The 26,431-nt window shown below is 63.0% G+C and carries 21 protein-coding genes; 18 read left to right on the top strand and 3 right to left on the bottom strand.

Features of this window, described 5'->3' with window-relative positions:
• Window positions 1–177: 177 nt before the first annotated feature.
• Complete coding sequence (locus ACUDP5_RS16085) at window positions 178–1,020, top strand: IclR family transcriptional regulator (RefSeq protein ID WP_445656565.1); 843 nt, start codon at window positions 178–180, stop codon at window positions 1,018–1,020.
• 25 nt (window positions 1,021–1,045) lie between these two features.
• Here ACUDP5_RS16085 and ACUDP5_RS16080 read toward each other — a convergent pair whose 3' ends face one another.
• From ACUDP5_RS16080 to ACUDP5_RS16070, 3 genes are all read right to left on the bottom strand, one after another.
• Window positions 1,046–2,227 (bottom strand): low temperature requirement protein A, encoded by a 1,182-nt coding sequence (locus ACUDP5_RS16080; protein WP_263913140.1) that lies wholly within the window; start codon window positions 2,225–2,227, stop codon window positions 1,046–1,048.
• 69 nt (window positions 2,228–2,296) lie between these two features.
• On the bottom strand, window positions 2,297–3,727 hold the full coding sequence (locus tag ACUDP5_RS16075; RefSeq protein ID WP_263913141.1) for a DHA2 family efflux MFS transporter permease subunit: 1,431 nt from the start codon (window positions 3,725–3,727) through the stop codon (window positions 2,297–2,299).
• 69 nt (window positions 3,728–3,796) lie between these two features.
• Complete coding sequence (locus ACUDP5_RS16070; protein ID WP_263913142.1) at window positions 3,797–4,225, bottom strand: VOC family protein; 429 nt, start codon at window positions 4,223–4,225, stop codon at window positions 3,797–3,799.
• Window positions 4,226–4,516: 291 nt separating this feature from the next.
• Here ACUDP5_RS16070 and ACUDP5_RS16065 point away from each other — a divergent pair, with 291 nt between their 5' ends.
• The 17 genes from ACUDP5_RS16065 to ACUDP5_RS15985 all read left to right on the top strand — a co-directional run bounded on the left by ACUDP5_RS16065 (window position 4,517) and on the right by ACUDP5_RS15985 (window position 26,406).
• Window positions 4,517–5,407 carry a nitrilase family protein gene (locus tag ACUDP5_RS16065; RefSeq protein WP_263913143.1) on the top strand — a complete coding sequence of 297 codons (891 nt, stop codon included), beginning with the start codon at window positions 4,517–4,519 and terminating at the stop codon, window positions 5,405–5,407.
• Between the two features lie 61 nt (window positions 5,408–5,468).
• On the top strand, window positions 5,469–6,647 hold the full coding sequence (locus ACUDP5_RS16060; protein ID WP_445656564.1) for a substrate-binding protein: 1,179 nt from the start codon (window positions 5,469–5,471) through the stop codon (window positions 6,645–6,647).
• A gap of 56 nt (window positions 6,648–6,703) precedes the next feature.
• Window positions 6,704–7,537 (top strand): branched-chain amino acid ABC transporter permease, encoded by an 834-nt coding sequence (locus tag ACUDP5_RS16055; protein ID WP_445656563.1) that lies wholly within the window; start codon window positions 6,704–6,706, stop codon window positions 7,535–7,537.
• The gene (locus ACUDP5_RS16050; RefSeq protein ID WP_445656562.1) at window positions 7,530–9,353 is read left to right on the top strand and encodes an ABC transporter permease subunit; all 1,824 of its coding nucleotides are present in this window, start codon (window positions 7,530–7,532) and stop codon (window positions 9,351–9,353) included. The genes ACUDP5_RS16055 and ACUDP5_RS16050 overlap by 8 nt, the downstream gene beginning before the upstream one ends.
• The gene (locus ACUDP5_RS16045; protein ID WP_263913146.1) at window positions 9,350–10,063 is read left to right on the top strand and encodes an ABC transporter ATP-binding protein; all 714 of its coding nucleotides are present in this window, start codon (window positions 9,350–9,352) and stop codon (window positions 10,061–10,063) included. The genes ACUDP5_RS16050 and ACUDP5_RS16045 overlap by 4 nt, the downstream gene beginning before the upstream one ends.
• A gap of 87 nt (window positions 10,064–10,150) precedes the next feature.
• Complete coding sequence (locus ACUDP5_RS16040) at window positions 10,151–11,311, top strand: transporter substrate-binding domain-containing protein (RefSeq protein WP_445656561.1); 1,161 nt, start codon at window positions 10,151–10,153, stop codon at window positions 11,309–11,311.
• Window positions 11,312–11,313: 2 nt separating this feature from the next.
• Window positions 11,314–11,961: an ANTAR domain-containing response regulator gene (locus ACUDP5_RS16035; RefSeq protein ID WP_263913148.1), complete on the top strand. Its 648-nt coding sequence runs from the start codon at window positions 11,314–11,316 to the stop codon at window positions 11,959–11,961.
• On the top strand, window positions 11,958–13,451 hold the full coding sequence (locus ACUDP5_RS16030; RefSeq protein WP_445656560.1) for a M81 family metallopeptidase: 1,494 nt from the start codon (window positions 11,958–11,960) through the stop codon (window positions 13,449–13,451). Before ACUDP5_RS16035 ends, ACUDP5_RS16030 begins: the two co-directional genes overlap by 4 nt.
• A 169-nt stretch (window positions 13,452–13,620) precedes the next feature.
• Window positions 13,621–14,028 carry a carboxymuconolactone decarboxylase family protein gene (locus ACUDP5_RS16025; RefSeq protein WP_175216536.1) on the top strand — a complete coding sequence of 136 codons (408 nt, stop codon included), beginning with the start codon at window positions 13,621–13,623 and terminating at the stop codon, window positions 14,026–14,028.
• 9 nt (window positions 14,029–14,037) lie between these two features.
• Window positions 14,038–14,646 carry an LON peptidase substrate-binding domain-containing protein gene (locus ACUDP5_RS16020; RefSeq protein WP_445656559.1) on the top strand — a complete coding sequence of 203 codons (609 nt, stop codon included), beginning with the start codon at window positions 14,038–14,040 and terminating at the stop codon, window positions 14,644–14,646.
• 124 nt (window positions 14,647–14,770) lie between these two features.
• A complete protein-coding gene (locus ACUDP5_RS16015; protein WP_175220882.1) occupies window positions 14,771–15,592 on the top strand; it encodes a hypothetical protein in 822 nt (273 codons plus the stop codon).
• 16 nt (window positions 15,593–15,608) lie between these two features.
• Window positions 15,609–15,782, top strand: coding sequence for a hypothetical protein (locus ACUDP5_RS16010; RefSeq protein ID WP_445656558.1), 174 nt, complete (start codon window positions 15,609–15,611; stop codon window positions 15,780–15,782).
• Between the two features lie 154 nt (window positions 15,783–15,936).
• Window positions 15,937–16,404, top strand: coding sequence for a hypothetical protein (locus tag ACUDP5_RS16005; protein ID WP_445656557.1), 468 nt, complete (start codon window positions 15,937–15,939; stop codon window positions 16,402–16,404).
• Between the two features lie 221 nt (window positions 16,405–16,625).
• Window positions 16,626–18,965 (top strand): AAA family ATPase, encoded by a 2,340-nt coding sequence (locus ACUDP5_RS16000; protein ID WP_445656556.1) that lies wholly within the window; start codon window positions 16,626–16,628, stop codon window positions 18,963–18,965.
• The gene (locus tag ACUDP5_RS15995; RefSeq protein ID WP_445656555.1) at window positions 18,962–20,875 is read left to right on the top strand and encodes a UvrD-helicase domain-containing protein; all 1,914 of its coding nucleotides are present in this window, start codon (window positions 18,962–18,964) and stop codon (window positions 20,873–20,875) included. Before ACUDP5_RS16000 ends, ACUDP5_RS15995 begins: the two co-directional genes overlap by 4 nt.
• A gap of 183 nt (window positions 20,876–21,058) precedes the next feature.
• Window positions 21,059–21,640 carry a hypothetical protein gene (locus ACUDP5_RS15990; RefSeq protein ID WP_445656554.1) on the top strand — a complete coding sequence of 194 codons (582 nt, stop codon included), beginning with the start codon at window positions 21,059–21,061 and terminating at the stop codon, window positions 21,638–21,640.
• A 491-nt stretch (window positions 21,641–22,131) separates the two neighbouring features.
• Window positions 22,132–26,406, top strand: coding sequence for a hypothetical protein (locus tag ACUDP5_RS15985; protein ID WP_445656553.1), 4,275 nt, complete (start codon window positions 22,132–22,134; stop codon window positions 26,404–26,406).
• Window positions 26,407–26,431: the final 25 nt, after the last annotated feature.

The following is a 26,431-nucleotide window of genomic DNA, read 5'->3' as shown; positions in this document are numbered from 1 at the left end:
CTGGCGCGGGTTGCGTAACCCGGACGGATGGCGCGTTTACCCTGCTTGCCGCCGCGCCGCGCACTTATATACTGGCCCGCAGGACGGGATCGGCGCGATGCGCGCGCTGGCTGCATCTGTGGCGATTCTAGGAAGCGATCAGACGAAAGAAAGCGCGATCCGCGCGCCAACGGGGAAATGGAACAGAACATGCCTCTTCGGTTTCAAAATCGCAGTGCAGCATCGCCGCAGGCGGCGGCCGAAGGCGCCGAGGCGCCCGACGATGCCCGGTCCTTGCGCGCGCTGCGGGTGCTGGACTACCTGGCGCGGGCGCAGCATCCGCCCACGCTGGCGCAATTGGCCCAGCGGCTGGAGATGCCCAAGTCCACGCTGATGCGATTGCTGGCGGCGATGCAGCGCGCCGGTTACGCCGCCGCCACGCCGACTGAAAACGGTTTCGTCCCCGGCCCGCAAGCCACCGCATTGGCGCTGTCCACGCTGCGCGCGTCGGCCTTCACCCGCGCCTGCCGCGCCGTGCTGGCGCAACTGGTGGGCCAGCTGGGCGAAACCTGCAACCTGACCGCGCCCGACGGCGACCAGGTCCTTTACATGGAACGCGTCGAAACGGCGGAACCGCTACGGCTGTTCTTCGCGGTCGGCAGCCACGTGCCGATGCATTGCACCGCCAGCGGCAAGCTGTTCCTGGCGTCCATGAACCGGCTCGAACGCGGCCGCGTGCTGGCGCGCTTGCCGCTCACCCGCAACACCCCCCGCACGTTCACCGACCCGGCACGGCTGGAAGCCGAACTGGACCGCCTGGCCGCCCGCGGCATCGGCATCGACAACGAAGAATTCGTGCGCGGCATGAGCGCCGTGGCCGTCCCGGTGCGCGACGCGCAGGACCGCGTGGTGGCGGCGGTGGCTTGCCACGCCCCCACGGCCCGGCTGATGCTGGACGATCTGCTGCGCGCGGTGCCGGTATTGCAGGACGCGGCCCAGTCGATGCGCGAGGTGCTGGCGCAGCACCGGCCGGGCGCGTGAGGGCGCGCCGGGCCGCGAGCCGGGTCTACAGTGAAGCGTGGCGATGCGCTCCGCGCCGCGACAGGCTTTCCCAGGTGGCCACCGCGATCATGATCAGCGTCGTCAGCCCGCCCACCATCAGGTTGTCGGTCACGAAGGCCACCGGTGCCAGCACCGCCAGCAGCACCAGGCCGACGACGTGCGACAGCGGAAAACGCCCGTACACCACCGTTTTGTAGATGCCGTTGCCCAGCAGGTACAGCGCCGGGCCGCCCACCAAGGCCGCCGCGGCCGCCGGGGTGATGCGTCCGTCCGGGTGCAGAATCACCAGTTCATTGGCCACCGCCGACACGATCACCCCGGCAATCAGAATCACGTGCACATAGTGGAAATAGGCGCCGACCCGGCCCGGATCGGCGTGGTGGGCGATGGCATGGCTGCCGTCCTTGCTGCTGGTGTCGAAGTACACCCACCACATGGCGGCTGTGCCCAGAAAGGCCGCCAGCAGCGCGATCAGGGTGGGCGCATCCCAGTGCGGGTGCTCGCCCAGCGTAGCGCCGGTGATCAGCAGCGTTTCGCCCAGCGCCACGATCACGAACAACTGGCAACGTTCGGCCAGGTGGCCGCCTTCGATGGTCCAGTCGCGCGTGGTCGAGCGGCCCAGGCCCGGCAGCCAGAACCCCGTCATGGGCGACAGGTATTCGCAGGCCACCGCCAGCGCCCACAGCACCAGCCGGGCATTGCCTTCTGCCAGCCCGCCCGCGATCCACAGCACCGCTGAAATGCACAGCCAGCCCAGCATGCGGCGAAAGTTCGGCGCCAGCGGATGCGACGGCCCCAGGTGCAGCACCACGAACAGCGTGCGTCCCACCTGGATCAGCACATAGCTCACCGCGAAGATCAGCCCGTTATCGCCAAACGCGCCCGGCAGCACCGCGGCGGCCACCAGGCCCGCCAGCATCACCGCGAACAGCATCAGGCGCATCGGCAGCGCGTCGGGGTCGAACCAGTTGGTGACCCAGCAGGTGTACTGCCACCCCAGCCACACCGCGAACCACAGCACCAGCGTGTGGAGGGCGCCCATCAGCGTCAGGTCGTGCAGCAGGCTGTGGGACAGCTGGGTGACCGCGAAGACGTAGACCAGATCAAAGAACAGCTCGACGAAGGTCACGCGGGCTTCGTGGCCGTCCCGGCGGCGCAACAGGTTGGCGCTGGCAAGGAATGTCATGGCGGTGGGCTTCCGGTAAAAGGGGCGTCGCCAGATTACTGCAAGCCCCTTGCCGCCGCCGTCAAGAATTTAAAAGTCGTGGGCCGGCAGCTCGCGGTTGCGCGACCGCACCAGCGCGCCGCTCAGCAAACCGGCCACCGCGGCGATCCCGGCGCCCGCCAGAAAGGTCAGCTGGTAGCCGCCGTTAAGCGCCACGACCGGCGCCGCGCCGCCTGCCGCCAGCGCCGTGGTGCGGGCCGCGGCCAGGCTGGCCAGTACCGCCAGCCCCAGCGCGCCGCCCATCATGAACGCGGTGTTCACCACGCCCGACGCCAGGCCGGACTGGCTGGGTTCCACATCGCTCATGGCCGCCAGCAGCATGGGGTTGAAGGCAATGCCCGCGCCCAGCCCCAGCAGCAGCATGCCCGGCAGCACGTCGGCCACGAAGCTGCCGTCGATGGGCGCGCGGGCAAACAGCGCCAGCCCCAGCGCCGCCAGCAACAGGCCCGTGGTCAGCGGCCCGCGGATGCCAAAGCGCATCACCAGCTTGGCCGACAGCCCCAGCGAAAACGCCGCCATGATCAGGTTGGCCGGCAGAAACGCCAGGCCCACCTGCATGGCGTCGTAACGCAGCACCTGCTGCATGTACAGCGCCGATACGAAAAACCAGGCAAACATGGCCGCCGCCCACAGCACGCCCACGACATTGGCCGTGGCCACGTTGCGCAGCCGGAACAGCCCCAGCGGCATCAAGGGCGCCGCCACGCGGGCTTCGATCCCCAGAAACAGCGCCATCAACAGCACCGCCGCGCCGATCAGGCCCAGCGACTGCGCCGACGTCCAGCCGGCCTCGTTGCCGTTGACCACGGCGTACACCGCCAGCATCAGCGATGCCGTGACGGTCACCGCGCCGGCCACGTCCAGCTTGCCGCCCGCCGCCTGCGCCTTGGCCGCCGGCAGCAGCCGCAGGCACAGCGCATACACCAGCACGCCAATGGGAATGTTGACCAGGAAGATCCAGTGCCACGACAGCGCGCTGGTCAGCAAGCCGCCCAGCAGCACGCCGATGCTGCCCCCGCCCGCACAGACAAAGCCGTACACGCCCATGGCGCGGGCGCGTTCGCCGGCCTCGGTGAACAGGTTCATGATCAGCGACAGCGACACCGCCGACACCACCGCGCCGCCCAGCCCCTGCGCCGCGCGGGCCGCGATCAGCAGGCCCTGGCCCTGCGCCAGGCCACAGGCCAGGGACGCCACGGTGAACAGCGTCAGTCCCGCCAGGAACATGCGGCGATGGCCCAGCAGGTCGCCCAGCCGTCCGCCCAGCAGCAGAAAGCCGCCGAAGGTCAGCATGTAGGCGTTCACCACCCACACCAGCGACGTTTCGGTGAAATGCAGGTCTTCGCGTATCGAGGGCAGGGCGACGTTGACGATGGTGGTGTCCAGCACGATCATCAACACGCCCAGGCAAAGCACCATCAAGGCCCACCAGCGTTGCTTGCCGTGTATGCCATGCGTCATGGGTGGAATCCTTCGCCGCGCGGGCGGGTAATGGGTCGGCAATGGTAGCGGGCCAGCACCCGCAGCGCGCTAATGGGTCAACCGCCCGCCGCTGATCATCCAGCGGGTCTCAAAGCGGTCGATCAGCGCGCCATGGGCTTCGGCCCAGAACGTTTTCTGCAGCGGCATGGTAACGCTGCCGCCTTCCGCCAGCATGTCAAAAATGCGGTGCGCGTCCGACACCGTGGGATACGCCAGCGACAGCGCCATGCCCTGCTTGCCGGGGTAGGGGTGCCCGGCGGTCGCGTCGCTGGCCATCAGCAGCTGGTCGTCCAGCGCCAGGCGGGCGTACATGATGCGTTCGGAATCCTGCGTCGACAGGTCGGGCATGGCGGCGTCCAGCGGCGCGTCCTTGTAGCGCAGCAACGCTTCGATCCGCCCGCCCAGCACGCGTTCGTAGAATTGCATGGCCTCGGCGCAGTCGCCGTCGAAACTGAGATAGGCGGATAGTCTGGGCATGGGGTTCCTCCGTGGGCCGTGACGCGTTCGGGGACGCAATCCCGCATTTTCACACTGGATGCCGAGTCCGGGAAACCTCTTATTGTCCGCGGCGCCGGCGCATCCCTATGATTCGCCACAGGATCAGCGTTGATCCGAACGCGCAGGGCCCCGGCCCGCGCCGCAGCACCCGGCAACACCCCGCAGCAATGATTGCTGCCCGAACTTTCCGTCTGGCTATAGCAGCCCCCGACTCACACGCACTGCGTGGTCGGGGGCTTTTTCGTTTTCAAATCCGCAACAGGAGACCGCATGCAAGTTTCACAGCCGCAGGACGACGCCCCGTCCGCGATCCGGGTGGCCAGCGTGCAGACCGCCCCGCAGATGGGGTGCGTGGCCGCCAACCTGGCGCGTTCCATCGAACTGGTCGAGCAGGCCGCCGCCCAGGGCGCGCAGCTGGTGGTGCTGCCCGAACTGGCCAACACCGGCTACATGTTCGAAAGCCGCCAGGAAGCCTTTGCGCTGGCCGAAACCGTGCCGGACGGCCCCAGCGCGCAAGCCTGGATCGCGCTGGCGCAGCGGCTGGGCATCTATCTGGTGGCCGGCATCGCCGAACGCAGCGGCGACCGGCTCTACAACGCCGCGCTGATCGCCGGCCCCGCCGGCTACCTGGGCACCTACCGCAAGCTGCACCTGTGGGGCGACGAAAACCTGTTCTTCGAACCGGGCGACCTGGGCCTGCCGGTGTTTCACACCGAACTGGGCCGCCTGGGCGTGGCCATCTGCTACGACGGCTGGTTTCCCGAGGTCTACCGTCTGCTGGCCATGCGCGGCGCCGACATCGTGGCCGTGCCCACCAACTGGGTGCCCATGCCCGGCCAGACGCCCGACGGCCCCGCCATGGCGCATGCGCTGGCCATTGCCGGCGCCCACAGCAACGGCCTGACCGTGGTCTGCGCCGATCGCGTCGGCACCGAACGCGGCCAGCCCTTCGTGGGCCGCAGCCTGATCGTCGGCTCACAGGGCTGGACGGCCGCCGGCCCCGCCAGCTTCGACCAGGAAGAAGTGCTGGTCGCACCCGTCGACCTGGCGGCCTCGCGCCGGGCGCGGCAGCTCAACGCCTTCAACCACGTGCTGCGCGACCGGCGCTGCGACCTGTATGACGAACTGCTGGGCGCCACCGACGCGCCCCGGCAGGGCTGAACCCGACTCTCTTCACACCCCACGTACAACGGCGGATAGCCGGCCCCCAAGGAGAAATTCCATGACGTTCTTGCAGCGCAGCTTCCCCCGCAGTTTCCTCACCCGACTTTCCTTCGTCGCCTTGCTGGCCGGCGCGGCCGGCGCGCAGGCCGCCGAGCCCTTGCGCATCGGCGTGCCGGTCGGCCTGTCCGGCGCCAACAGCGTGGTCGCGCCCGGCGTGGTGCAGGCCTCGCAGTTGGCGGCCGACGAAATCAATGCGGCCGGCGGCATCCTGGGTCGTCAGGTCGTGCTGGAAATCGCCGACGACGCCTCGGGCGCGGTCGGCGCGCAAAAGGCCCACGACACGCTGGTGTTCCAGAAGAAGGTGGACGCCATCATCGCCATGGAAACCAGCGCGGCGCGCAACGCGGCGCTGCCCATCGTGTCGCGCGGCAAGGTGCCGTACCTCTACACGTCCTTCTACGAAGGCCGCTCGTGCAATCGCTGGATGCACGTCAATGGCTGGGTGCCCGAGCAGCAGGTGGCCCCGGTGGTGGACCACTTCATGAAAGAACGCGGCGCCAAGACCTTCTTCCTGGTCGGCAGCGACTATGCGTTCGGCCGCGGCATGCTCAAGTTCACCCGCGAATACATCGAAAAGCAGGGCGGCCGCGTCGTGGGCGAGGAATACCTGCCCATCGACGGCTCCGACTGGACGCCCGTCGTGTCCAAGATCCGCTCGGCCAACCCCGACGCGCTGATCAGCTCCACGGCCGGCGGCGGCCCCAACGTCAGCCTGGCCAAGCAGGTCAAGGCCGCCGGCCTGACCATGCCTTATGGCAACCTGGCCATCGACGAAGCCACCGCCAAGACCATGGGCGAAACCGCCGTGGGCATGTACCTGTCGGCGTCGTATCTGACCAGCATCGATACCCCGCAGAACCGCAAGTTCCTGGACGGCCTGAAGGCCAAGTTCGGCGCCGACGCCAAGACCGCCAACGAGTTCTCGGGCCCGCAGTACGAAGCCTTCTTCCTGTACAAGGCCGCCGTCGAGAAGGCGGGCAGCACGGACAGCCAGAAGGTCGTGCAGGCCCTGAGCGAAGTTTCGTTCGACGGCCCGCGCGGCCCGGTCAAGATGGACCGCCAGCGCCACGCCGCCCTGACCATGCGCCTGGGCCAGGTGCAGCCGGACGGTTCCATCAAGATCCTGCAGACCTTCAACCAGGTGGACCCGGGCGCGCAATGCCCGGACCTGAAGTAACGCTTGGGACTACGCAACACGCGCCGCCGGCCGGGCCGGCGGCGCTGGAGAGCACTATGGGTTTGATGCTGGACATCCTGAGCACGGCCGCCATGCTGTTCATCGTGACGGCCGGGCTGATGATCATCTTTGGCGTGATGAAGATCGTCAATTTCGCGCACGGCGCCATCATCACGCTGGGCAGCTACGCCAGCCTGGTGGTCACGCAGCTGGGGCTGGACCCCTGGCTGGCGCTGCCCTGCGCGCTGGCGGCCGGCGTGCTGCTGGGCATGGCGGTCGAACGGCTGATTGTGCAGCCGCTGTACAAACGGCCGCTGGACGCCATCCTGGCCACCTGGGGGCTGGGCATCGTCATCGGCCAGCTCATCACCATGGCCTTTGGCCGCGAAGTGCAGTTCGTGGATTCCCCCATCCAGGGCGCCGTGCCGTTCCTGGGCACCGAATATTCCGCCTACCGCCTGTTCCTGGTGCCGTGCGCGCTGCTGCTGTATGCCGCCATGACGCTGCTGCTGAACGGCACCCGCTTCGGCGTGCGCACCCGCGCGGTCATCATGAACGAAGATCTGGCGCGCGGCCTGGGCATCAACGCCGAACGCATCCGCTTCACCACCTTCGGCCTGGGCGCCGGGCTGGGCGCGCTGGCCGGCGCGCTGATCACGCCGCTGTCCAGCGTGGACCCCGGCATGGGGCTGCCCTGGCTGGTCAGCGCCTTCATGCTGGTGATGGTGTCCGGCAACTCGATCACCGCGCTGCTCGTGACCTGCCTGGTCTACGGCGCCTGCCAGGTGCTGGTCAGCGTGTACGTCAGCCCCATCCTGGGCGGCGTCACCATCGCCGTGCTGGCGGCCCTGACCCTGCGCCTGCGTCCCAAAGGATTCGCCCATGACTGAACCCTCTCTTGCGCAACAAGCGCCGGCCGCACCCGCCGCCGACGCCCGCCGCAGCGCGCGGGGCCGCGACCTCTTGTGGCTGTCCGGGCTGTGCCTGGCCCTGACGGTCGCCGGCCCCTGGCTGTTCGATACCTACCTCTTGAACGTGCTGATCAAGGCGCTGTTCTTCGCCGTGGCCGCCGTGACGGTGGACATCCTGTGGGGCTACACCGGCTACCTGACCTTCGGCCAATCGGCCTTCTTCGGCGTCGGCGCCTATGCCGCCGGGCTGGCCTTCACCCACTACGGCTTTTCACCCGCCACGGCCGGGCTGGCCGTGCTGGTGGCCGTGGGCGGGGCGGCCCTGCTGGCCCTGGTCACCGGCTGGCTGTCGTTCTACCGCGGCGCCTCGCCGTTCTTTGCCACCGTCATTTCGCTGGTGCTGCCCATCGTGCTGACCCAGGTGGCGCTGTCCGGCGGCACCTACACCGGGTCGTCCTCGGGCCTGACCGGCTACGACACCTTCGACCTGTCGCTCGAAGCCTGGTACGTCATCGCCGCCGGCGGCCTGTCGATCGTGTCGCTGCTGGCCTGGGTGGCCGTGCGCAGCGACGGCGGCCGCATCCTGGTGGCGCTGCGCGACAACGAGGCGCGTTGCAGCTACCTGGGGCTGAACACCGCCCAGTGGCGCATCGCGCTCTTGGTCGTGTGCGGCGCGGTGGCCAGCCTGGCCGGCTTTGGCTACGGTGCCTTCAGCGGCGTGGTCGCGCCGGAACTGACCGGCTTCGTCTTCGGCACCGAACTGATCATCTGGGTGGCGCTGGGCGGGCGCGGCACCATCTGGGGCCCGGTGCTGGGCGCCATCCTGATCAACGTGGCCGGTTCCTACCTGAGCGGCAACCTGCCGTTCGTGTGGCAGCTGCTGCTGGGCGTGACCTTCATCCTGGTCATCCTGCTGCTGCCGCGCGGCCTGTTGCCGCTGCTGCTGGCGCCGCTGCGCAAGCGCCGTCCGGCCCCGGCGCCGCACCTGGTGGCCCGCCCGCTCGCGGCCGCAGGGCAGGGCGGCCCGGCCGCCCCGCGCGCCCTGGCCCTGTCCGGCGTCGCCAAGCGTTTCGGCAGCCTGAAAGTGCTGGAAGGCATCGACCTGCAAGCGCGCGGAGGCGAACTGCTGGGCCTGATCGGCCCCAACGGCGCCGGCAAGACCACGCTGATGCGCTGCATCGCCGACGGTGCCGAGCGCACCGACGGCCAGGTCGAACTCTGCGGCCATCCCGTGCGCCGCGACGGCCCCGAGCAATGCGTGCGCTTCGGCCTGGGCCGCAAGTTCCAGAACGCCAACATCTTCGACACCCTGACCGTCGCCGAAAGCCTGCGCATCGCCACCACGCTGCGCGAGCGCCCCTCGTGGCTGCGCCGCGCGCCCCAGCTGGCGCTGCCCGCCTACGCCCTGGAGGTCCTGCGCATGACCGGCCTGGACCAGCAGCTGGACAGCATCGCGCGCGACCTGTCGCACGGCCAGCAGCAGGCGCTGGAACTGGCCATGGTGCTGGCGCTGGAGCCGCGCGTGGTGCTGCTGGACGAGCCCACCGCAGGCCTGTCCAAAGACGAGCGCGCCCGCATCGGCCAGGTGCTGGCATCCCTGGCGCACACCCACGGCCTGTGCTGCCTGCTGGTCGAACACGACCTGGACTTCGTGGCCGAAGTCGCTACCCGCATCATCGTGCTGCACCAGGGCCGCATCGTCATGGACGGCAGCTTCCGTGAAGTCGTCGAATCCGAACTGGTGCGCACCATCTACGCCGGCAATGCCCCCACGCCCCAAGGAGCCCCGACATGACCCCCGCCACCCCGGCCCTGCACCTGGAAGGCGTCGCCAGCGGCTACAAGGGCGCCGTCGTGCTCAACGACATCTCGCTGTCGGTGCCCAGCGGCGCCTGCGTGGCGCTGCTGGGCAAGAACGGCATGGGCAAGAGCACGCTGCTCAAAACCGTGATGGGCTACCTGCCCAAGCTGCGCGGCCGCGTCCAGGTGGGCGGCATCGACGCCACCCGCCTGCGGCCGCACGAGGTCGCCCGCTGCGGCGTGGCCTACGCCGCCCAGGAACAGCCGCTGTTTCCCGACCTGAACATTCGCGACAACCTGCGCCTGGGCCTGGCCCACGACAAACTGTTCGACGAACGCTTCGGTGAAATCGCCGACCTGTTCCCCGTCTTCGCCAGCCGTTTGCGCCAGCAGGCCGGCACCCTGTCGGGCGGCGAACAGAAAATGCTGCTGGTCGCCCGCGGCCTGATGCAGCGGCCCGCCTTGCTGCTGCTGGACGAAATCACCGAAGGCTTGCAACCGTCCGTCATCGACCGCCTGGGCCGCGCGCTCAACTGGGAACGCGAACGCCGCGGCACGTCCATGTTCATCGTCGAACAGAACGTGGCGTTTGCCCTGGACGTCGCCGACCGCTACCTGGTCTTAAAGCAAGGCGCCATCGTCGACCAGGGCGAGGCTGGCGCACCCCAGGCGGTCGGCCATATCATGGACCACTTGAAGGTATGAAACCCGCCCGCATGAACCTTGACGCGTGGCCCTCAGGCCGCCCCGTTCCCGCAGCCCCCGCGCCGCGACTTTGCAAAGGATGCCGTTATGACCCCCCGCAATGACAGTGACGCCGCCGGGCAGGGGTGGCGCATCGGCGTGCTGTACTCGCGCAGCGGAGTCACCGGCACCACCGAATCCCAGCACTTCTTCGGCACCGTCCTGGCCGTCGAAGAAATCAACGCCCTGGGCGGCGTGCTGGGCCGCCCGCTCGAACCCGTCGTCTACGACCCCCGCAGCGACAGCGAAGAATACCGCCGCCTGGCCGCCCGCCTGCTGCTCGACGACGAAGTCAGCGTCATCTTCGGCGGCTGCACCTCGCACTGCCGCAAAGCCATGCTGCCCGTCGTCGAACGCAGCAATTCGCTGCTCTGGTATGCGTCCGTCTACGAAGGCTTCGAGTATTCCCCCAACGTCATCTACACCGGCGCCGCGCCCAACCAGGGCAGCATGCAGCTGGCCGCCTACCTGATTCAGCACTGCGGCTCGCGCATCTTCCTGGTCGGCGCCGACTACATCTACCCCCGCGAAACCAACCGCATCATGCGCGACACGGTGGAAGAGCACGGCGGCGACATCCTCGACGAAACCTACCTGCCGCTGGGCTGCGACGAAAGCGACATCATCGACGTCGTGCGCGACATCCGCCGCATCCAGCCCGACGTCGTCTTCTCCACCCTCATCGGCGACGACGCCCAGCGCTTCTACCGCCGCTACCACGAAGCCTGCCAGGCCGACCCCGCCGCGCCCCACATCCCCATCGCCAGCCTCACCATGGCTGAATCCGAGGTCGCCGAGATCGGCGCCGAACTGTGCGTCGGCCACATCACCGCCGCCACCTACTTCAACACCGTCGACACCCCCGCCAACGCTCACTTCATGGCCCGCTGGCACGCCCGCTTCGGCGACCGGCCCGCCAGCGTCTACGCCGAAAGCGCCTACAGCCAGGTGCACCTGTTCGCCCGCGCCCTGCAACGCGTGGGCAGCATGGACACCCGCAAACTGGTCCAGGCCGTGCACCAGGTGGGCTTTGACGCACCCGAAGGCCGACTGTCCATCCTGGCCGAAAACAACCACTGCGTGCTGACCCCGCGCATCGGCGTCTGCCGCGCCGACGGCCGCTTCGACATCGTCTGGCAAAGCGGCGAGCCGGTAAAACCGGACCCCTACCTGACCGCGTTCGGCCTGGACGAATTCTGGTTGAAATAAGCATGGACCATAGCCTTCGCCGCCTTTATGAAGACCTGCGCAGCGTCGCGGTCGCCGTGGCCTATCCGCCCGGCGAAGACCGCGACCTGCTGGTCGAACAGCTCAAGCGCATCGGCTGCCGCATCCACCTGTGCTGGCCGTTTCCCGACAAGCCCCCGGCGGGCGCCGACGTCGTTTTCTTCCAGGTCTCGCAGTGCGGCCAGAACAGCTCGGCCTGGTCCGCCAGCGAAGTTGAGGCCACCCTCATCGCCCTGTCCGAATACGAAACCCCCACCACCCTGAAACAACTGCTAAAAACCAACGCCCACGGCGTTCTGACCCGCCCATTCCGTTCCGCGGGCATCCTCAGCACCCTGGTCCTGGCGCGCTCCGCCAAACAATTCCAGAGCCGCCAACAGAACAAAATCGACAAACTCGAAAACACCATCAAGGCACGCCGCGTCATCGAAAAAGCCATCCGCGTGCTGATGGACCACCAACGCCTGGACGAACGCGCCGCCTACGAACACATGCGCACCCGCGCCACCGGCCTGCGCGTCAGCGTCGCTGAGGTCGCCGCCATGATCATCGAGGCCAGCGAAGCCATGGAAAAACTGGGCCTGGGCGGCGCTGCACGCCCCGACCCCACTGCCGGAGGAGGCAAGGCATGAAAGTCCTGATCGCCCGCATGAACCACGAGACCAACACCTTTTCGCCCGTGCCCACGCCGTTGTCGGCCTTTGGCAACGACGGCCCCACCTACGGCGCCCAGGCCTATGAAGAAAACAAAGGCAAGCGCACCGCCATGTCCGCCTTCATCGACCTGGCCGAGGCGCGCGCCGCCACCCTCGTCACCCCCGTGTCCGCCACCGCCTACCCCAGCGGCCGCGTCGACGGCGACGCCTACCGCCAACTGTGCGACCGCATCGTTGCCGGCGCCCACGGCTGCGACGCCATCCTGCTCGACCTGCACGGCGCCATGGCCGTCGAAACCACCGACGACGGCGAAGGTGACCTGCTTGAGCGCCTGCGCCAGCAAGCCCCCGACGTGCCTATCGCCGTCGCCCTGGACCTGCACGGCAACGTCACACAGAAAATGGTCGACAACGCCGACGTCATCATCAGCTTCAAGACCTATCCCCACATCGACATGTACGAAACCGGCGAACACGCCGGCCGCATCCTGTTCGACTGGCTGTCCGGCGGCCCCCGGCCCACCATGGCCTGGCGCCGCCTGCCGCTCATGAGCCACACCCTGCGCAGCAACACCGCCGAAGGCGCCATGCGCCGCGCCGTGCAGGCCGCCCGCGGCGCCGAAGCCGGCGGCATGCTGGGCGTGTCCGTGCTGGCCGGCTTTGCGTTGGCCGACATCCCCGATCCCTGCCTGTCCGTCGTCGTCGTCGCCGCCCGTGATGCGGACGGCGCCGACCGCGTCGCCGCGGGCCTGGCCGCCGCCATCTGGGAAGACCGCGACGGCTTCGTCTATGAAGCCGAACCCCTGGCCGCGTCCCTGGACCGCGCCGTCGCCGCGGCACGCGGCGCGGATCGTCCCGTGTTGTTGCTGGATCATGGCGACAACTGCATGTCCGGCGGCACCTGCGACACGATGGACGTGCTGATGGCCGCCGTCGACGCCGGCCTGACCGGCATTGTCGCCGGCCTGTACTGCGACCCTGAAGCGGTCGAGGCCATGATCCAGGCAGGCGAGGGCGCCCGCGTCGAACTGCCCGTCGGCAACAAACGGCCCATCCCCTCCATCGGCCGCCCTGCAGCGCCCGTGACGCTGCGCGGAGTTGTGCGCGCCATCACCGACGGCACCTACGTCATCACCGGCCCCACCTACACCGGCCAGACCGCCTGCATGGGCCGCAGCGCCGTCCTCGACATCGGCGCCGCCCAGTTGGTGGTGACGGAGAGAACGCATGAACCCTGGGACCTGGGCGTCTTCGAAAGCCTGGGTATCAACCCGCGTGAGGCTCGCTTCATCCTCGTTAAATCGCGCATGTACTGCCGACCGGTGTTCGTGCCGATTTCTTGCGCCTTGATTGAATGCGACAGCCCGGGGGTGACCAGCTCGGATTTCTCGTTGTTTCCGTATCAACGGAGAAATCGACCGCGCTATCCGCTGGACCCGTTCAAACCGGCGTCGGTTTCGCCGTGAAGCCGTTCTGTACTCCTCCCGGCGCTCCGTCGTGAAGGCGTCGGACATTCCTTCATGAAACCGTCCGGCACTTTTCCCACGGCTTGAACCGCGCCAGCCTTTCCAGTTCAATGGAACATTGCGCGGGCGGCACTGTCGCCGCCCGCCGGTTTTCCTGTCGGAGTGGCGTATGGCAACGGTGCATTTGCTGTCGGACGAAGAAGTCCGCAAGAATCCCCAGGCGTGGGCGGTGTTCGAAGACATCCGCGCCACCCGCAAGTCCGATTTCGTCAATAACTTCTGGCGCGCCCTGGCCAACGACCCGCCGCAACTGGAGCGCGTCTGGGCCCAGCTGAAACAAGTCATGATGGCCGAAGGCGAACTCTCGCCCCTCGTCCGAGAAATGATCTACATCGCCGTCTCCACCGCCAACGGCTGCACCTACTGCATCCACTCCCACACCGCCGCCGCCCGCGCCAAGGGCATGACCGACGGCCAGCATGCCGAACTGCTCGGCGTCATCGGCATGGCCGCCCAGACCAACGCCCTGGTCACCGCCATGCAGGTGCCCGTCGACGACGCCTTCGCCGTGAAGTAGGGCGGCGCCGTGGCCACCATCCCCCTGTTCCCGCTCTCCAACGCCCTGTTCCCCGCAGGCGTCATGCACCTGCGCATCTTCGAAGTCCGCTACCTGGACATGATCCGCCGCTGCATCGCCGACGGCACCGAATTCGGCGTCGTCGCGCTGCTGGCGGGCAACGAGGTGCGCTCCCCCGAAGGCACCGAAACCCTGGCGCCCATCGGCACCCTGGCCCGCATCGACACCTGGGACGCGCCCATGCCCGCGCTATTGCAGTTGCGCTGTGTCGGGACAAGCCGTTTTCGGCTGGTTTCCAGCCAACTGGCAAGATACGGTCTTTGGATGGGCGAAATCGAACCCATCCCCGACGACCCGCTCCTTCCCGTGCCTGCCGCCTTGCAACCCTGCGCCGACGCGCTGGGCAGTTTGGTCGCTCAATGGCAACAAGAAGGCTTGCCCGCAGAGAGCATGCCCCTAGCGCCACCGTACCGCCTGGATGAGTGCGCTTGGGTGGCTGATCGCTGGTGTGAGTTGTTGCCGATGCCGGCGGCCGAGAAGGTTCGGTTGCTGGCGCTGACGGACCCCGAGGTGAGGCTGGCGGCGGTGCATGCTGCGCTGGATGGTCGGCTGCCGTAAGGCGGGGTTGACGTGAGCGACCGGGGAAGGGCGGCCTAGCCGCAGCAGACGCTTGGCCTCAACCGGCTGCAGCGAGTCGCGGCGGAATCGCAGCGGGTCGGGCAAGCATTATTTTTTGGACACCATGAATATAAGAATCGACGAAGGCCTGCGCGCCTATATAGACCCCTTGACCGACGACGAGCGCGAAGCCCTCGAACGCAGCCTGCTGGCCGAAGGCTGCCGCGACGCCCTGGTCCTGTGGGGTGACTTGCTGGTCGATGGTCATAATCGCTACGCCTTGTGCATGAAGCACGGCATTCCGTTCGAGACCCGTCAGAACACCTCGTTCAAGTCCATGGAAGATGTGCATCTTTGGATGATCGAAAACCATCTGGGCCGGCGCAGCGTTTCCGACTTCCAGCGGGGCGTCCTGGCCCTGCGTAAGAAGGAAATCCTGCAGTCTCGCAGCGTGCCGCCGTGGGAAGACGACGGCAGCACGCCGCCGCCTCCGATTCCCCCCGCGCCGCCTGCCGCTGCGATCAGCCGCCAGACCTTGGCACGCGAAGCCCGCATCAGCAGCAGCACTTTGGGCCAGATCGAGAAAATCCAGAAGGCCGCCGCGCCGGAGTTGGTGCGCGCGGTCAAGGATGGAGCGATTTCCATCAACGCCGCGGCAGCGGTGGCCACATTGCCGCCAGAACGCCAGGCTGCCGCGGTAGCGGGCGGCAAGAAAGAACTACAACAAGCCGCCCGAGAAGTCCGCCAGGCCAAAGCGCCACCGCCGCGTGAGGCGGTGCCGGATATTCCGATTGAGAATATTGCTGATTTGCCGGCGGAAGTAGCCAGGTTGCGGGAGTTGCTGGCCAGGTTGACGGATGAGCGGGATCAGTTGAAGAAAAAGATCATGCATTTGACGGTCGCGCTGGCTGAGGCGCGGAATGCCACTGGCAGCGGCGACGACTGAAACCCTGGAGAAAACCGTGCCCCAACTTTTTCCTGAAGATCGTCTTGACGCCTGGTTCGACGGTTCGGCTATTTGCGTCGTGGCGGTCGGTACGCACGGTGATGCGCTGGATCTCGGCGAGGAGGAGGTTAGGGCGCTGATTGCGAAGCTTGAGGTTTGTTTGGCGCAGGCTAAAGGCGTTGATCAATAGGCCGTTGTTGGGTTGAAGACCGGGCAGTCGAGGTCGGCCTCCAACCAAAAGTGGTCATTAGGACGATGGGTTCGACAGACTGCTACCGGCCAAGAGCAGACATCTATACTTGGAAAATTCAACCTCTACATCCTTCAGCGATCTGAGAAGTGGAATGAGCAACCTGTTATCCATTGCAAGCCATAAATCCAAGTACAGCGCCGACTTCTACCGGGCCTTTGCTATTGACGGGGTACCTCTGGAGGTTTGGCTGCCCCGCCATAATCCAGAAGCTGAGCTATACCTCGTAGGAGCTCACTCAGGCTTGGATAGCGATGACGATACCTGCTTGATGTGGGAACGGATCTATTCCACAACGCCGGGTTCGAAGACCTTGGTCCCCTTGCTTGTTTGCCCTGATGACTTGGACCTCACCTGTACCGTCATCGTCGCAGAGCAGCATGCCGATGAGCACCACATCCATTGGCGCCGATTTGGTCTTCTGAGAGATCTAATCACTCTGCAATCCCCAGCTGTTGATTGGTATGAATCAATACCAAATCTGAGTCTCGAACGCTCCCATTTTCAGAGTGTGCTGGATGCGTTCCGACAACAAGAAAACATCAAAATGGACCGGGGTTAGAGACGAAATCTGAAATAGTTTGGCATGATTTCTTTTCAACAAAACACGTAGAGATCGCGGGCGTCAAGGTTGCAGTAATTGAATCAGATATTGGGCCAAGGCGCTTTGACTGTGTCTGAAAATGAGGCACTAAACCAAACGCCGAACCGTCGCCCGACTATCCGTATTCTCATGCTTCGGTTATTGTTGCAAAAAGTACATGCAACTGATCGAGAAGAGAAATGCACATTGAATTCGTCGAGATCGCGAATTTCAGAAAACTATTGTCTGCACGCGTGGATCTATCCACGAAGACGACGCTGTTCGTTGGTGCGAACAACAGCGGCAAGACTTCAGCCATGTTGGCGCTGCGGCGCTTTTTGACTCCGCGCCGTTGCCCTTTTGAGATCCATGACTTTACGCTGTGTCACTTGCGGGCGATTATAGACATAGGCGAAGCATGGGTTCGGGCATATCAGGCGAGCGCCGTGGCGAACCTATCGCTGGCTCCCTGGGTGCAGGCGCTTCCCACTCTGGACCTATGGCTGCATGTTGAGGAAGAGGAGATTCATCGGGTCCGGGATTTGGTCCCGCTCTTGGACTGGACTGGTGGAAGGCTTGGGGTCCGGCTTCGCTACGAGCCCAAAAGCGTTGACGCACTCTTCAAAGAGTTTGTTACCAGTGCCCTGGAAGCCAATTCCATGCGAGCAACGGCTGCGACAGTTGCAGCGGTTAAGGGCGGGGCTACCAAGCTGACCGTATGGCCTGAATCCCTGGTCGACTTCCTAGCGAAGCGGCTGAGCTCGATGTTTGTGATTCGAGCGTATCCGTTGGATCCGTCCTTGCTATCAACACCTGAGAAGCTGCGCGCGCTGCCACAGCCGCTCTCCGCTTCCGCACAGCCGATCGACGGCGATCCGCTCAATGGTTTAATTAAGGTGCATGATATTCCCGCACAGCGCGGGTTTGGTGAGGTCCTGAATAGCGTCGAAGACGGTGGGCAACAATCCTCTGCTGGTGGAACACGGCTATCGGAGCAGCTTCGTAGCTACTACGCCAAACATTTGGATCCTGCCAAAGGGCCAGATCCAATGGACCTTGAGGCTCTCCAGGCTATGGAAGCGGCCGAGGACGCGTTCGACTTGAAGCTTACGGAGAGTTTCAGCGAGTGCTTCAATGAAGTAGCCGGCCTAGGCTACCCAGGAGTCAGCGACCCGCGGCCGCGAGTATCCACGCGCTTGCGCGCGATCGATGGGTTAAATCACAGCGCGGCCGTCAACTTCGAGGTCGATGTGGTGTCGGATGTGGGCGCAGTTACCCCCCCTTTGTTGTTACCGGAGGGTAGCAGCGGACTGGGCTACCAGAATCTCATCTCGATGATCTTTCAGCTGATGAGCTTTCGCGATGCCTGGATGCGTGTCGGCAAAGCGTCCAAGGGTGCCGAGGCAACGAGCATTGAACCTCTTCACCTAGTGCTTGTGGAGGAGCCAGAAGCGCACCTGCACGCGCAGGTGCAGCAAGTCTTCATTAAGAAGGCTTACGAAGTGCTGCGTAAGCGTCCCGAATTGGGAGAAAGCGATGTATTGCGCACACAGTTGATCGTCAGCACCCACTCAAGCCACGTTGCGCACGAGACGCCATTCGAAAATTTGCGGTATTTTCGAAGGTTGCCGGCTGGGATAGTCGCTAAAGTGCCAGTGTCAACCGTGGTCAACCTGTCTCAGGTTTTTGGAGTAGGCACGGAGACCGAACGCTTCGTGACTCGTTACTTGCGTGCTCAGCATGCCGACTTATTCTTCGCCGACGCAGCGATCATCGTCGAGGGGCCGGCTGAGCGCATGCTAATCCCCAACTTTGTTCGGGCTCATTATAAGGTGTTGCATCAGAGTTATGTCACGTTGCTGGAGATCGGGGGTAGTCACGCGCACCGCCTGCGTCCGTTGATAGATCATCTTGGCCTGTTGACGCTGGTAATCACCGATCTGGATAGTCTGACTGGGCCGGGAGGCTCATCAGTTCAACCAGCTTTAGGCGTTGGCCAAAAAACCAACAACACCACACTTAAAACCTGGGTTCCAGTACTGGACGACCTTGACGACCTCATGAACGCCACGGCTGCAGCCAAGACGTCAATGGATGCTGGCGACGCGCTTTTCTCCGTGCGAGCGGCGTACCAGACACCTGTTGAAGTTACGATCCCGGGCGCTACTGCAAAGGAGACTGCCTATCCTTACACGTTTGAGGATGCGCTGGTGTTCGAAAACCTCGACTTCTTCGCCGCGTTTTCAGGGCCAGGACTGAACGCAAAGTTTCGGAAAGCCATTGCTAAGGGAGGGGGGGCGACTGCGGTTGGTGCCAGCATGTACTCCGCGCTTAAAGACGGCAAGAAGGCGGAGTTTGCGCTCGACGTCTTAATGGCCGACAACTTCAACGATTTGAAGGTGCCCCGGTACATTGCAGAGGGTCTCGAATGGTTGCAGGAACAAATGAAGAAGAGGCAGGTAGAAATTCTGAAGCCTGTCCCGGCCACGTCCGTGCCAACAAACCCTGGAACAGTAGTAGTGACGCTGAGCGTGCCATGACGACTACTGACGATCAGTTCGATGCAGAGGCCGACGCGACGATCATAGAGTGTCTTGGCATGTCCAAACCAAGAAGCTTCTTCCTGTACGCGGGCGCCGGCTCGGGGAAGACGCGTTCCTTGGTCAACGCCGTCCGAAAGACGGTTGATGGGGTGCGAGGCCAGCAACTGACGCTGACCGGAAAGAAGATTGGCATTATCACCTACACCAACGCAGCCTGCGACGAAATCAAGCAACGTCTGGAGTTCGATCCTCGGGTCGAGGTCATGACGATCCATGCCTTCTCGTGGTCGTTAATCGAGGGATTCAACTCAGACATCCGTCAGTGGGTCGCCAAGAACCTTGAAGAGGAGATTTTTGAGCTCGAGAAACAGCATGAGAAAGGGCGCCCCAATACAAAAGCAGGCGTTGAACGACTTAGATCTATGGAGAGCAAACGTCGCCGACTGGCGCGTTTGGACTCCATCGTGAAGTTCATCTACAGTCCGACCAGCGACAACCGTACGCGCGACTCGCTAAATCATTCGGAAGTCATCGCCATGACGGCGGCCTTCCTTACAAACAAGCCAGGACTGCGGCGTATGATGGTTAGCCGCTGTCCGATCTTGCTCATAGACGAAAGTCAAGACACCAACAAGGCGCTCATGGACGCGCTCTTGCATCTTGAACGAGAGTTCTATGACCGGTTTTGCCTGGGACTGTTCGGTGACATGATGCAACGCATCTACTCGGATGGGAAAGATCGACTGGAACACGTCATCCCTGATAGGTGGGCGAAGCCTCGCAAACGGATGAACCACCGGTGCCCCAGCCGCATCATCGAAGTCATAAATAACATCCGCCGCGACGTCGATGGCGAGGAACAGGTTCCTCGCAGCGATGCAGCGAAGGGAGTAGTCAGGGTCTTCATAGCGCCTCAAGGCGGCGCCACACCTTTCGCCATTGAGGGGGGGGTGCGCCAACTGATGGCCACGATTACCGGCGATTCTGCCTGGCAGAGCTCCGACGCGGTGAAGACGCTTGCCCTTGAGCACCTGATGTCTGCACGGCGATTCGGATTCGTGGAATTCTTCGAACCGCTTTGGGGTATCGAAAATCTCAGAACAAATCTCCTCCAAGGCACAGGCGCTGGTCTTGGATTCTTCATTCAAGATGTGTTGCCGTTGGTCAAAGCGCTTCGCGTCAACGACCGGTTTGGAGCCACGGCAATCATCAAGGCGTCGTCGCCGCTTCTAGATCGTGCGGCGCTTCAAATGGCTGGATCGAATCAGGTTGCGCAACTAAACAAGGCCAAGGCCGGATGTGACGGGCTTCTCAAGCTGATCTCGGAGCAGCCAGAGGTTAATGCCCAGACAGTTCTCGAGTATGTGGCACAGACGGGGTTGTTTGCCGTTCCAGATTCGCTAACTCCGTTCGTTCCTGGTGACTCGGATGAGGCGAGCAACAAGGCGGTGAAAAATGATCATTTGGATCAGGCCGAAGTCCAAGAGGCCGAAGACATCAGCCCTGAATTGAGCGCATGGCACAAAGCGCTTGCGGCTCCGCTTAGCCAGATTGAGCGTTACAGTTTGTACGTGCGCGGAGAATCGCAGTTTGGTACGCACCAGGGTGTCAAGGGGTTGGAGTTCCCTCGTGTGTTGGTCGTTATAAATGACGATGAAGCTCGAGGTTTCCTTTTTGCATATGACAAGTTCTTTGGCGCCAAGGAAAAGTCAAAAGCCGATCATGACAACGAGGCAGCGGGTCGAGAAACCAGCTCAGACCGAACGCGTCGCTTGTTCTATGTGACCTGCAGCCGAGCCGAGCAGAGCTTAGCCATCGTCTATTACTCGCCAGATCCAAGGCTTGCCCGTCAAGCCATCCTTGATTACGGATGGTTCGAACAAGGTGAGGTTGAGTTGATGAACTGAAACGACGAGGCTTGTCGTGCAACCACATATTTTCTCTGTCACGGCACGAAAAAAAGCCTGACTGCTGTTTTGTTCCTAACAATGCCGAGGAGCCCCTTGTAAAAAAAGTGGTGTCAGACCGACACTGTATTCTTGATTTTTGTTTGAAATTTATGATCCAGTTTTTTGCGAGGATACAGCGAGATGAGTGATTTGGAGATGTTTGAGACGGAACTGTCTTCATTAATAGGCCGTCCAACAGATCTACGTCCTTTCGTATGCAATGGCTCTCCATTGAGTTGTGAAGTTTTCATTGTGGGATTGAATCCAGCATCTCCCATGAGGAATGGTTTTTGGAGTTTCTGGCACGCGAGCTATGGATTCGATAAACAAAAGTGGCTGAACGAATATATATATGAACGTTCTATTCGTCCCTTGAAACCGGGAAGGACTCGACGTAACAAGATCAGCAATTCACGGAGAGTGATTGAGTGGATTAACTGTGCTCTTGGCCCAGCAAAAGCTCTTGAGACCAATCTTTACTCAGCACCCAGTGAAGAGTTCAATGATCTTCATCAACACAAAAGAATTACAGCTCCGTTCGATTTTCTGCTAGATAGGATAAGGCCAAAGATCGTGATCGCACACGGCGACGACGCTATTTCTCATATACGTAAAAAGAAAGTGTCTGCAAAAATATTTGAAGTGAGTCACTTTTCTCGGGGGTGGGGCGAAAGGACAGCAACTAATCTTGGGGCCGAGATTCGCAGCTTTCTAGGGCACTAGATCGAAGATGATTAAAGATCGACCTAGGGTTCGCCATTTGCCTCAAATGGCTAGTATTGTCCAACTTAGATCGGCCTTTGCGTGGGTGTCTGCTTCGGGTCTGCAATAAGAACTTAGGCTTTAATAGGCCAACACTCGGGCACCCGCGTTTTGGGCCGTGGAAGTGGTAGTTCGCAGCCTCCTAAGCCTATCAGCCTACAGTTCCCAGGCGATAAAATCGAGGCAGCAGTCGTAGTGGCCGAAGCATTCACATCACAGCATCTCACCAGAACGAACAACGCATGAATAACAGGGATAAGAACAATAGTGTCAGACTACGGTTTTTTTGGCGAAACCGTAACCTGCACCATTTTTAATGAATAGCGGCCCATTTGACTGCTGCTCATCTAAACAGAGCTCTCGATGCGCGTGGGGCCGCCGGTTCAATTCAGAGTGTTTTCTTGTGACTAAACTACTCCCGCATAAAACAGACACAAACCGCGGAGGGCGAATTGGCCTATTACGATCTGAATCGACGCTTTGTCGAGCGTGACAGCTACGACCAAGGCGAACTCATTGCTGCGCAACTACGTGGCAAGCTGGTCGGGTGGTCCAAGGTGCTCGAGAACCGTTGCAGCGTCATCGTCGCGGCGGCCAACTCCGGCAAGACCACCGAGATGTGCCACCAGGCGGCTCAATTGCGAGCGAACGGCGAGAGCGCGGTATTCATCGCACTGCGCCGGCTAGCAGATCGTGGAAGTCTCGATAAGGCGCTGGATGGCGATGACCGCGATGCGTATCGCGCTTGGAAGGCTGCGCCTGTAGGCCGCATCACGGTCTTCGTGGACTCCTTAGATGAGGCCGCCGCCGCTGGCAAGGACGAAAGTATCAGCCAGCTTGTCGGAGACGTTGCCGACGAATTGAACTGGCCGAACGCACAGGTCTGGTGGGTGATTTCGACTCGGCCGGCGGTACTCACCTCAGGAGTTTTCGACAAACTCTCGAACCTGTTCTCCAAGCCAGTTCCAAAGCTTATCGGTGGCTCGGGTGGAGGGGGGAAGCTCAACAGTAGCGGCGGTGCGGTCAGCGTCACAGAGGACGCCGAGGAGGGGGCGACGCTGCACCTGTTTTCCATGGCCCATCTGGAATACGATCAGGCTGCCGTGTACCTTACGGGGCGATACCCGACGCTCGATGCCAAGCAACTGATCGAGATTGCCAGTGAGCGAGGCTTGTCGGGCTTTGTCCGCAGCCCGGGCGGACTGGACGTCCTTGCCTGCATCGACGCGGTGGCCAATCCGCCGGCGTCCTTGACCGATGTGTTCGAGCGCGTTTTGAACGCCATCGGCACACTGCATGGCGCTGACTCTCGGCTCGCAGACGTCGGCAACCCCGAGCCAGAGTTCCTGGCTGGTGCAGCCCAGCGCCTAGCCTCTGCGTCGGTGGTATGCCAGCTGGTGAACATCGAGATGCCTGAGGCGACCCTGGCTATTCCCGAATCTGCCGTGTCAGCTCGGCTGATTGCGTCTTCGCTGCTTCACGAAGCGGGCATCAAGGCGCTGTTGAATTCTCAACTCTTCATCGACTCTGGCTACCACCAGGTCAAGGTCTATCCCGACGAACTCGTGCCCTTCCTCGCGGCCAAACGCCTCGCCGGCCTGGTGGCCTCGCCCGACCAAGCCGAGCGGCTCCTCGAGAACTTCACTTGGACTGCGACCAGCGGCGAACAGGGAGTTCAGCGTGCCTTCTTGCCGATGCTGGGGTGGCTCGCCACGCTGAATGCGCATTGCCGAGAGGTCATCGTGGAGAAGGACCCGCAGGCGTTGGCGTTCTTCGGTGACCTCCGCAATCCGGCGGTTCCGCTCAAGGCAGCACAAGACGCTTTGACGGAAAGCATCAAGCGCTTGGTGGAACAGGGCGATCACATCGGCCGCAACATGTTCAGGCTGACGTCTGAAAACTTCTGGCAGGCGGGGCCAGACCGATTGATCGGGACGATTTCGAACCTGTACGACCAATACCAGGACAACTACTGGGCGCGGGATGTCCTTCTCGACGTTGCCTCCGCGTGCAAGATTGAGCCGTTGCGGACAAAGCTCCTCAAGCGCCACCGATTCAAATTTTCCCGAGTCCTTTCAGACAGCAGCGACGTCGGCTACTTCCTAGCATTGGGTCGGCCTGACGATCTTGCGGCACTCGCCCACGCAGCAGTGGCGAGCACCACTGTGCGAGAAGGCGTCGTCAGCCGCCTAATAAGCGAGTTGGGATGGAGGTATTTCTCGCCCCGTGACGTCGCCGTGATGGTCGACAACCAGTTCTTGGCAGGACCGCGGGGATTCCAGCTTTCCTATTCTCTCGAGAAGGGAAGCATGCTGGCCGGCGCGACGGATGGCCAACTGTACAAGCTGACGCGCGGGCTCGTTGTGCGTATGGCGAAGAGGGAGGTGAAGCACAAGCGAAATCGCGAGGATCAGCAGTACGTGGACCTCATTGCCAAGGTTCTCGAAGCCTTGGTGGTACGGACGGACGGCACCCACGCGGCCAAGGTCGCTCGTTTGTACCTTGTCTTGAATCGGGTTGTCTGCGACAGCTACCTGCAGAGCAGCGAAATCGACGAGCTGAGGTTAGCGGCACAGGCTAATACCGCAGTGCGCCTCGCATTGCTGCAGTCAACCGTTCAGAGACAGCTCAATGACGACGACCTGCTTCACGCGGTTGTTGGCTTTCGCAAGCCTTTTACCTATATGCCCGAGGACGTGGCTCAAGTGAACGACGCGCAGCTCACCCGCGTGTACGCAGAGTGGCAGGCCCAACGCGTGAGAGCCCTTACACAGCAGCCAGCGCCTAAGCCTGTCAAGCCCAAGAGCGAGAAGCTGACAATCGGTGCCAAGGCGAAACGACAGCTTACCGAGCGTTTGAGCGCACTTGCAGACGGAACGGATACCCTGGCGCTCGAGTGGATCGCCGGGTGGCTGCTGCAAACGAATCGCACCTCGCGATATGGCGAGGTCGACTTCGAGGCGTTCGAGCGGGCCGCTGGAGCGAAGATTGCTACCGCGAGCCGACTGGGCATGAGTCGACTGTGGCGCGACAAGGCCCCGACCTTCAAGGAGAGCGAACCGAACTCGACTTTCCACATCTCTGCGGCCGGTCTGCAGGGCCTCAACCTTGAACTTGGGGATGGGTCGGCGCTTCCCGGCCTCACCGATCCGGAGGTGCGCCGAGCCATTCGTTACGGCCTCCTTGAAATCAACGGCTATCCGAAGTGGTTCTGGCCCCTCGTCGAGGCGTATCCGGCCACCTCGGTTTCCGAGTTGGTTTTAATCGCGAGCGAGGCTGCGAACGGGGCTACGTCCAGGGAGCATGCCGAAGACCTGCTGGCATCCATTCCCGACGCACCTGTGCCGGTCCAAGAAGCGCTCGCAAATCTAGCATGGACGCACCTGACAAGAGTGAATCCATCCCGCGAGTACGTGGTGAATCGGTTGTTGAAGGCCGCCCTCTCGGTGCCTGGCAAGGTTCCGCGAAGTAACTTCGAGCGTCAGGCGCTTCAGAAGATGAAGGCCTCCTACTGTTCGCCGCTGGTTGAGCCAGTTGACGCGACTCTGCGCGCGCAGCGCGAACATGCGCTGACCTGGGCTACCCGCTGGTTCATTCAGAGTCCGCTACGATGGCGCAATGCCGTCAACGCTTGGGGTCCATTGGACCCTTTGGCCGTCAAGACTTTCATCTTCGACCTCGCCGCTGCATTCGGTCGTGACCGCGAGGGCATCGCGAGACGAATTGCCACGGAGAGCGACCACGGCATCTCGACGCTGGAGGACCTGTACCTATGGACGAGGTGGGCAGTCGACCCGAAGGATGATGTGGAGAGGCCGGAGGGCATTACCTATCGCCCGGGCCCTCGGGACAACGCAGAGCGATTCCGCGGAGTAATCATCAGCGGAATCGCCGCGGCAACGTCTGAGGCTGCCTACAGGGCGTTGGAGCGAATCGGGCAAGCCTTGCCCGCAGGCGACTTCACGATCGAATACATCAAGAAGACGCAGTTCGAACTTCGTGAGCGGCAGTTCACGCGGGAGCCTCTGCCGCAAGTGAAGTACCCGAAGTTCGAGGAAGACTTCCGTGGAGATGTCACCGGCACGATCTCGTTCGCTATGGCAGTGCATGCTGACCTCCGCACCGTCCAGTACGACGTTGAACGCGGCGAGCACAGCCTGCGCAGCTTCTTTAGCGAGGTCGACTTCACGCGAATCAACAAGAAGGGGGCCGAAGGCCAGAAAGCGGGCCTGGCATTGGAGGCACACTTCCAAAGGCTCCTAGCCAGCGAGCTGAACCATCATGCTCGCGCGCGGTACTCCGTGACCGTCGAATCCCAAACTGCCGAGGCGAAGCGCCGGGACATCCTGTGCAGCAAGGACGATTGGCGCGCCTCCATCGAACTGAAGATGTCTGCTCGATGGGACGTCACAGACTACCTCGTCGCCCTTGAGGATCAACTGGTAGGCCAATACATGCGTCACAACATGGCGACGACGGGCTTCCTGGTCGTGGTCTTGCAGAGCAAGGATCGCCAGTGGACCGACCCGACAACAAAGAAGAAGCTCAATTTCCAGCAGGTCCTGTCGATCCTGTCGGCAAAGGCACAAGAGCTTGAGGCAAAGGACCGGACGCGCTACCTCCGCGTCATCGGCATTGATGCGACGAAACCGGACGATTTCCGGGCTGCCATCAAGGAGGAGCCACAAAAAAAGACCATCACGAGTAAGACCACTCAGAAGACATAGGGATCGCAACAGTTTGAGCAGCCAA

This window comes from Achromobacter sp. NCFB-sbj8-Ac1-l (genome assembly GCF_052695805.1).
Note: the sequence above shows the minus strand (reverse complement) of the source record. Positions and strands in the feature narration are given on the sequence as shown.

Bases quoted from the DNA above. Each gene is read 5' to 3' on its own strand.
- ACUDP5_RS16085 (WP_445656565.1), top strand. From the start codon at position 178: ATGGAACAGAACATGCCTCTTCGGTTTCAAAATCGCAGTGCAGCATCG.
- ACUDP5_RS16080 (WP_263913140.1), bottom strand. From the start codon at position 2,227: ATGACATTCCTTGCCAGCGCCAACCTGTTGCGCCGCCGGGACGGCCAC.
- ACUDP5_RS16075 (WP_263913141.1), bottom strand. From the start codon at position 3,727: ATGACGCATGGCATACACGGCAAGCAACGCTGGTGGGCCTTGATGGTG.
- ACUDP5_RS16070 (WP_263913142.1), bottom strand. From the start codon at position 4,225: ATGCCCAGACTATCCGCCTATCTCAGTTTCGACGGCGACTGCGCCGAG.
- ACUDP5_RS16065 (WP_263913143.1), top strand. From the start codon at position 4,517: ATGCAAGTTTCACAGCCGCAGGACGACGCCCCGTCCGCGATCCGGGTG.
- ACUDP5_RS16060 (WP_445656564.1), top strand. From the start codon at position 5,469: ATGACGTTCTTGCAGCGCAGCTTCCCCCGCAGTTTCCTCACCCGACTT.
- ACUDP5_RS16055 (WP_445656563.1), top strand. From the start codon at position 6,704: ATGGGTTTGATGCTGGACATCCTGAGCACGGCCGCCATGCTGTTCATC.
- ACUDP5_RS16050 (WP_445656562.1), top strand. From the start codon at position 7,530: ATGACTGAACCCTCTCTTGCGCAACAAGCGCCGGCCGCACCCGCCGCC.
- ACUDP5_RS16045 (WP_263913146.1), top strand. From the start codon at position 9,350: ATGACCCCCGCCACCCCGGCCCTGCACCTGGAAGGCGTCGCCAGCGGC.
- ACUDP5_RS16040 (WP_445656561.1), top strand. From the start codon at position 10,151: ATGACCCCCCGCAATGACAGTGACGCCGCCGGGCAGGGGTGGCGCATC.
- ACUDP5_RS16035 (WP_263913148.1), top strand. From the start codon at position 11,314: ATGGACCATAGCCTTCGCCGCCTTTATGAAGACCTGCGCAGCGTCGCG.
- ACUDP5_RS16030 (WP_445656560.1), top strand. From the start codon at position 11,958: ATGAAAGTCCTGATCGCCCGCATGAACCACGAGACCAACACCTTTTCG.
- ACUDP5_RS16025 (WP_175216536.1), top strand. From the start codon at position 13,621: ATGGCAACGGTGCATTTGCTGTCGGACGAAGAAGTCCGCAAGAATCCC.
- ACUDP5_RS16015 (WP_175220882.1), top strand. From the start codon at position 14,771: ATGAATATAAGAATCGACGAAGGCCTGCGCGCCTATATAGACCCCTTG.
- ACUDP5_RS16005 (WP_445656557.1), top strand. From the start codon at position 15,937: ATGAGCAACCTGTTATCCATTGCAAGCCATAAATCCAAGTACAGCGCC.
- ACUDP5_RS16000 (WP_445656556.1), top strand. From the start codon at position 16,626: ATGCACATTGAATTCGTCGAGATCGCGAATTTCAGAAAACTATTGTCT.
- ACUDP5_RS15995 (WP_445656555.1), top strand. From the start codon at position 18,962: ATGACGACTACTGACGATCAGTTCGATGCAGAGGCCGACGCGACGATC.
- ACUDP5_RS15990 (WP_445656554.1), top strand. From the start codon at position 21,059: ATGAGTGATTTGGAGATGTTTGAGACGGAACTGTCTTCATTAATAGGC.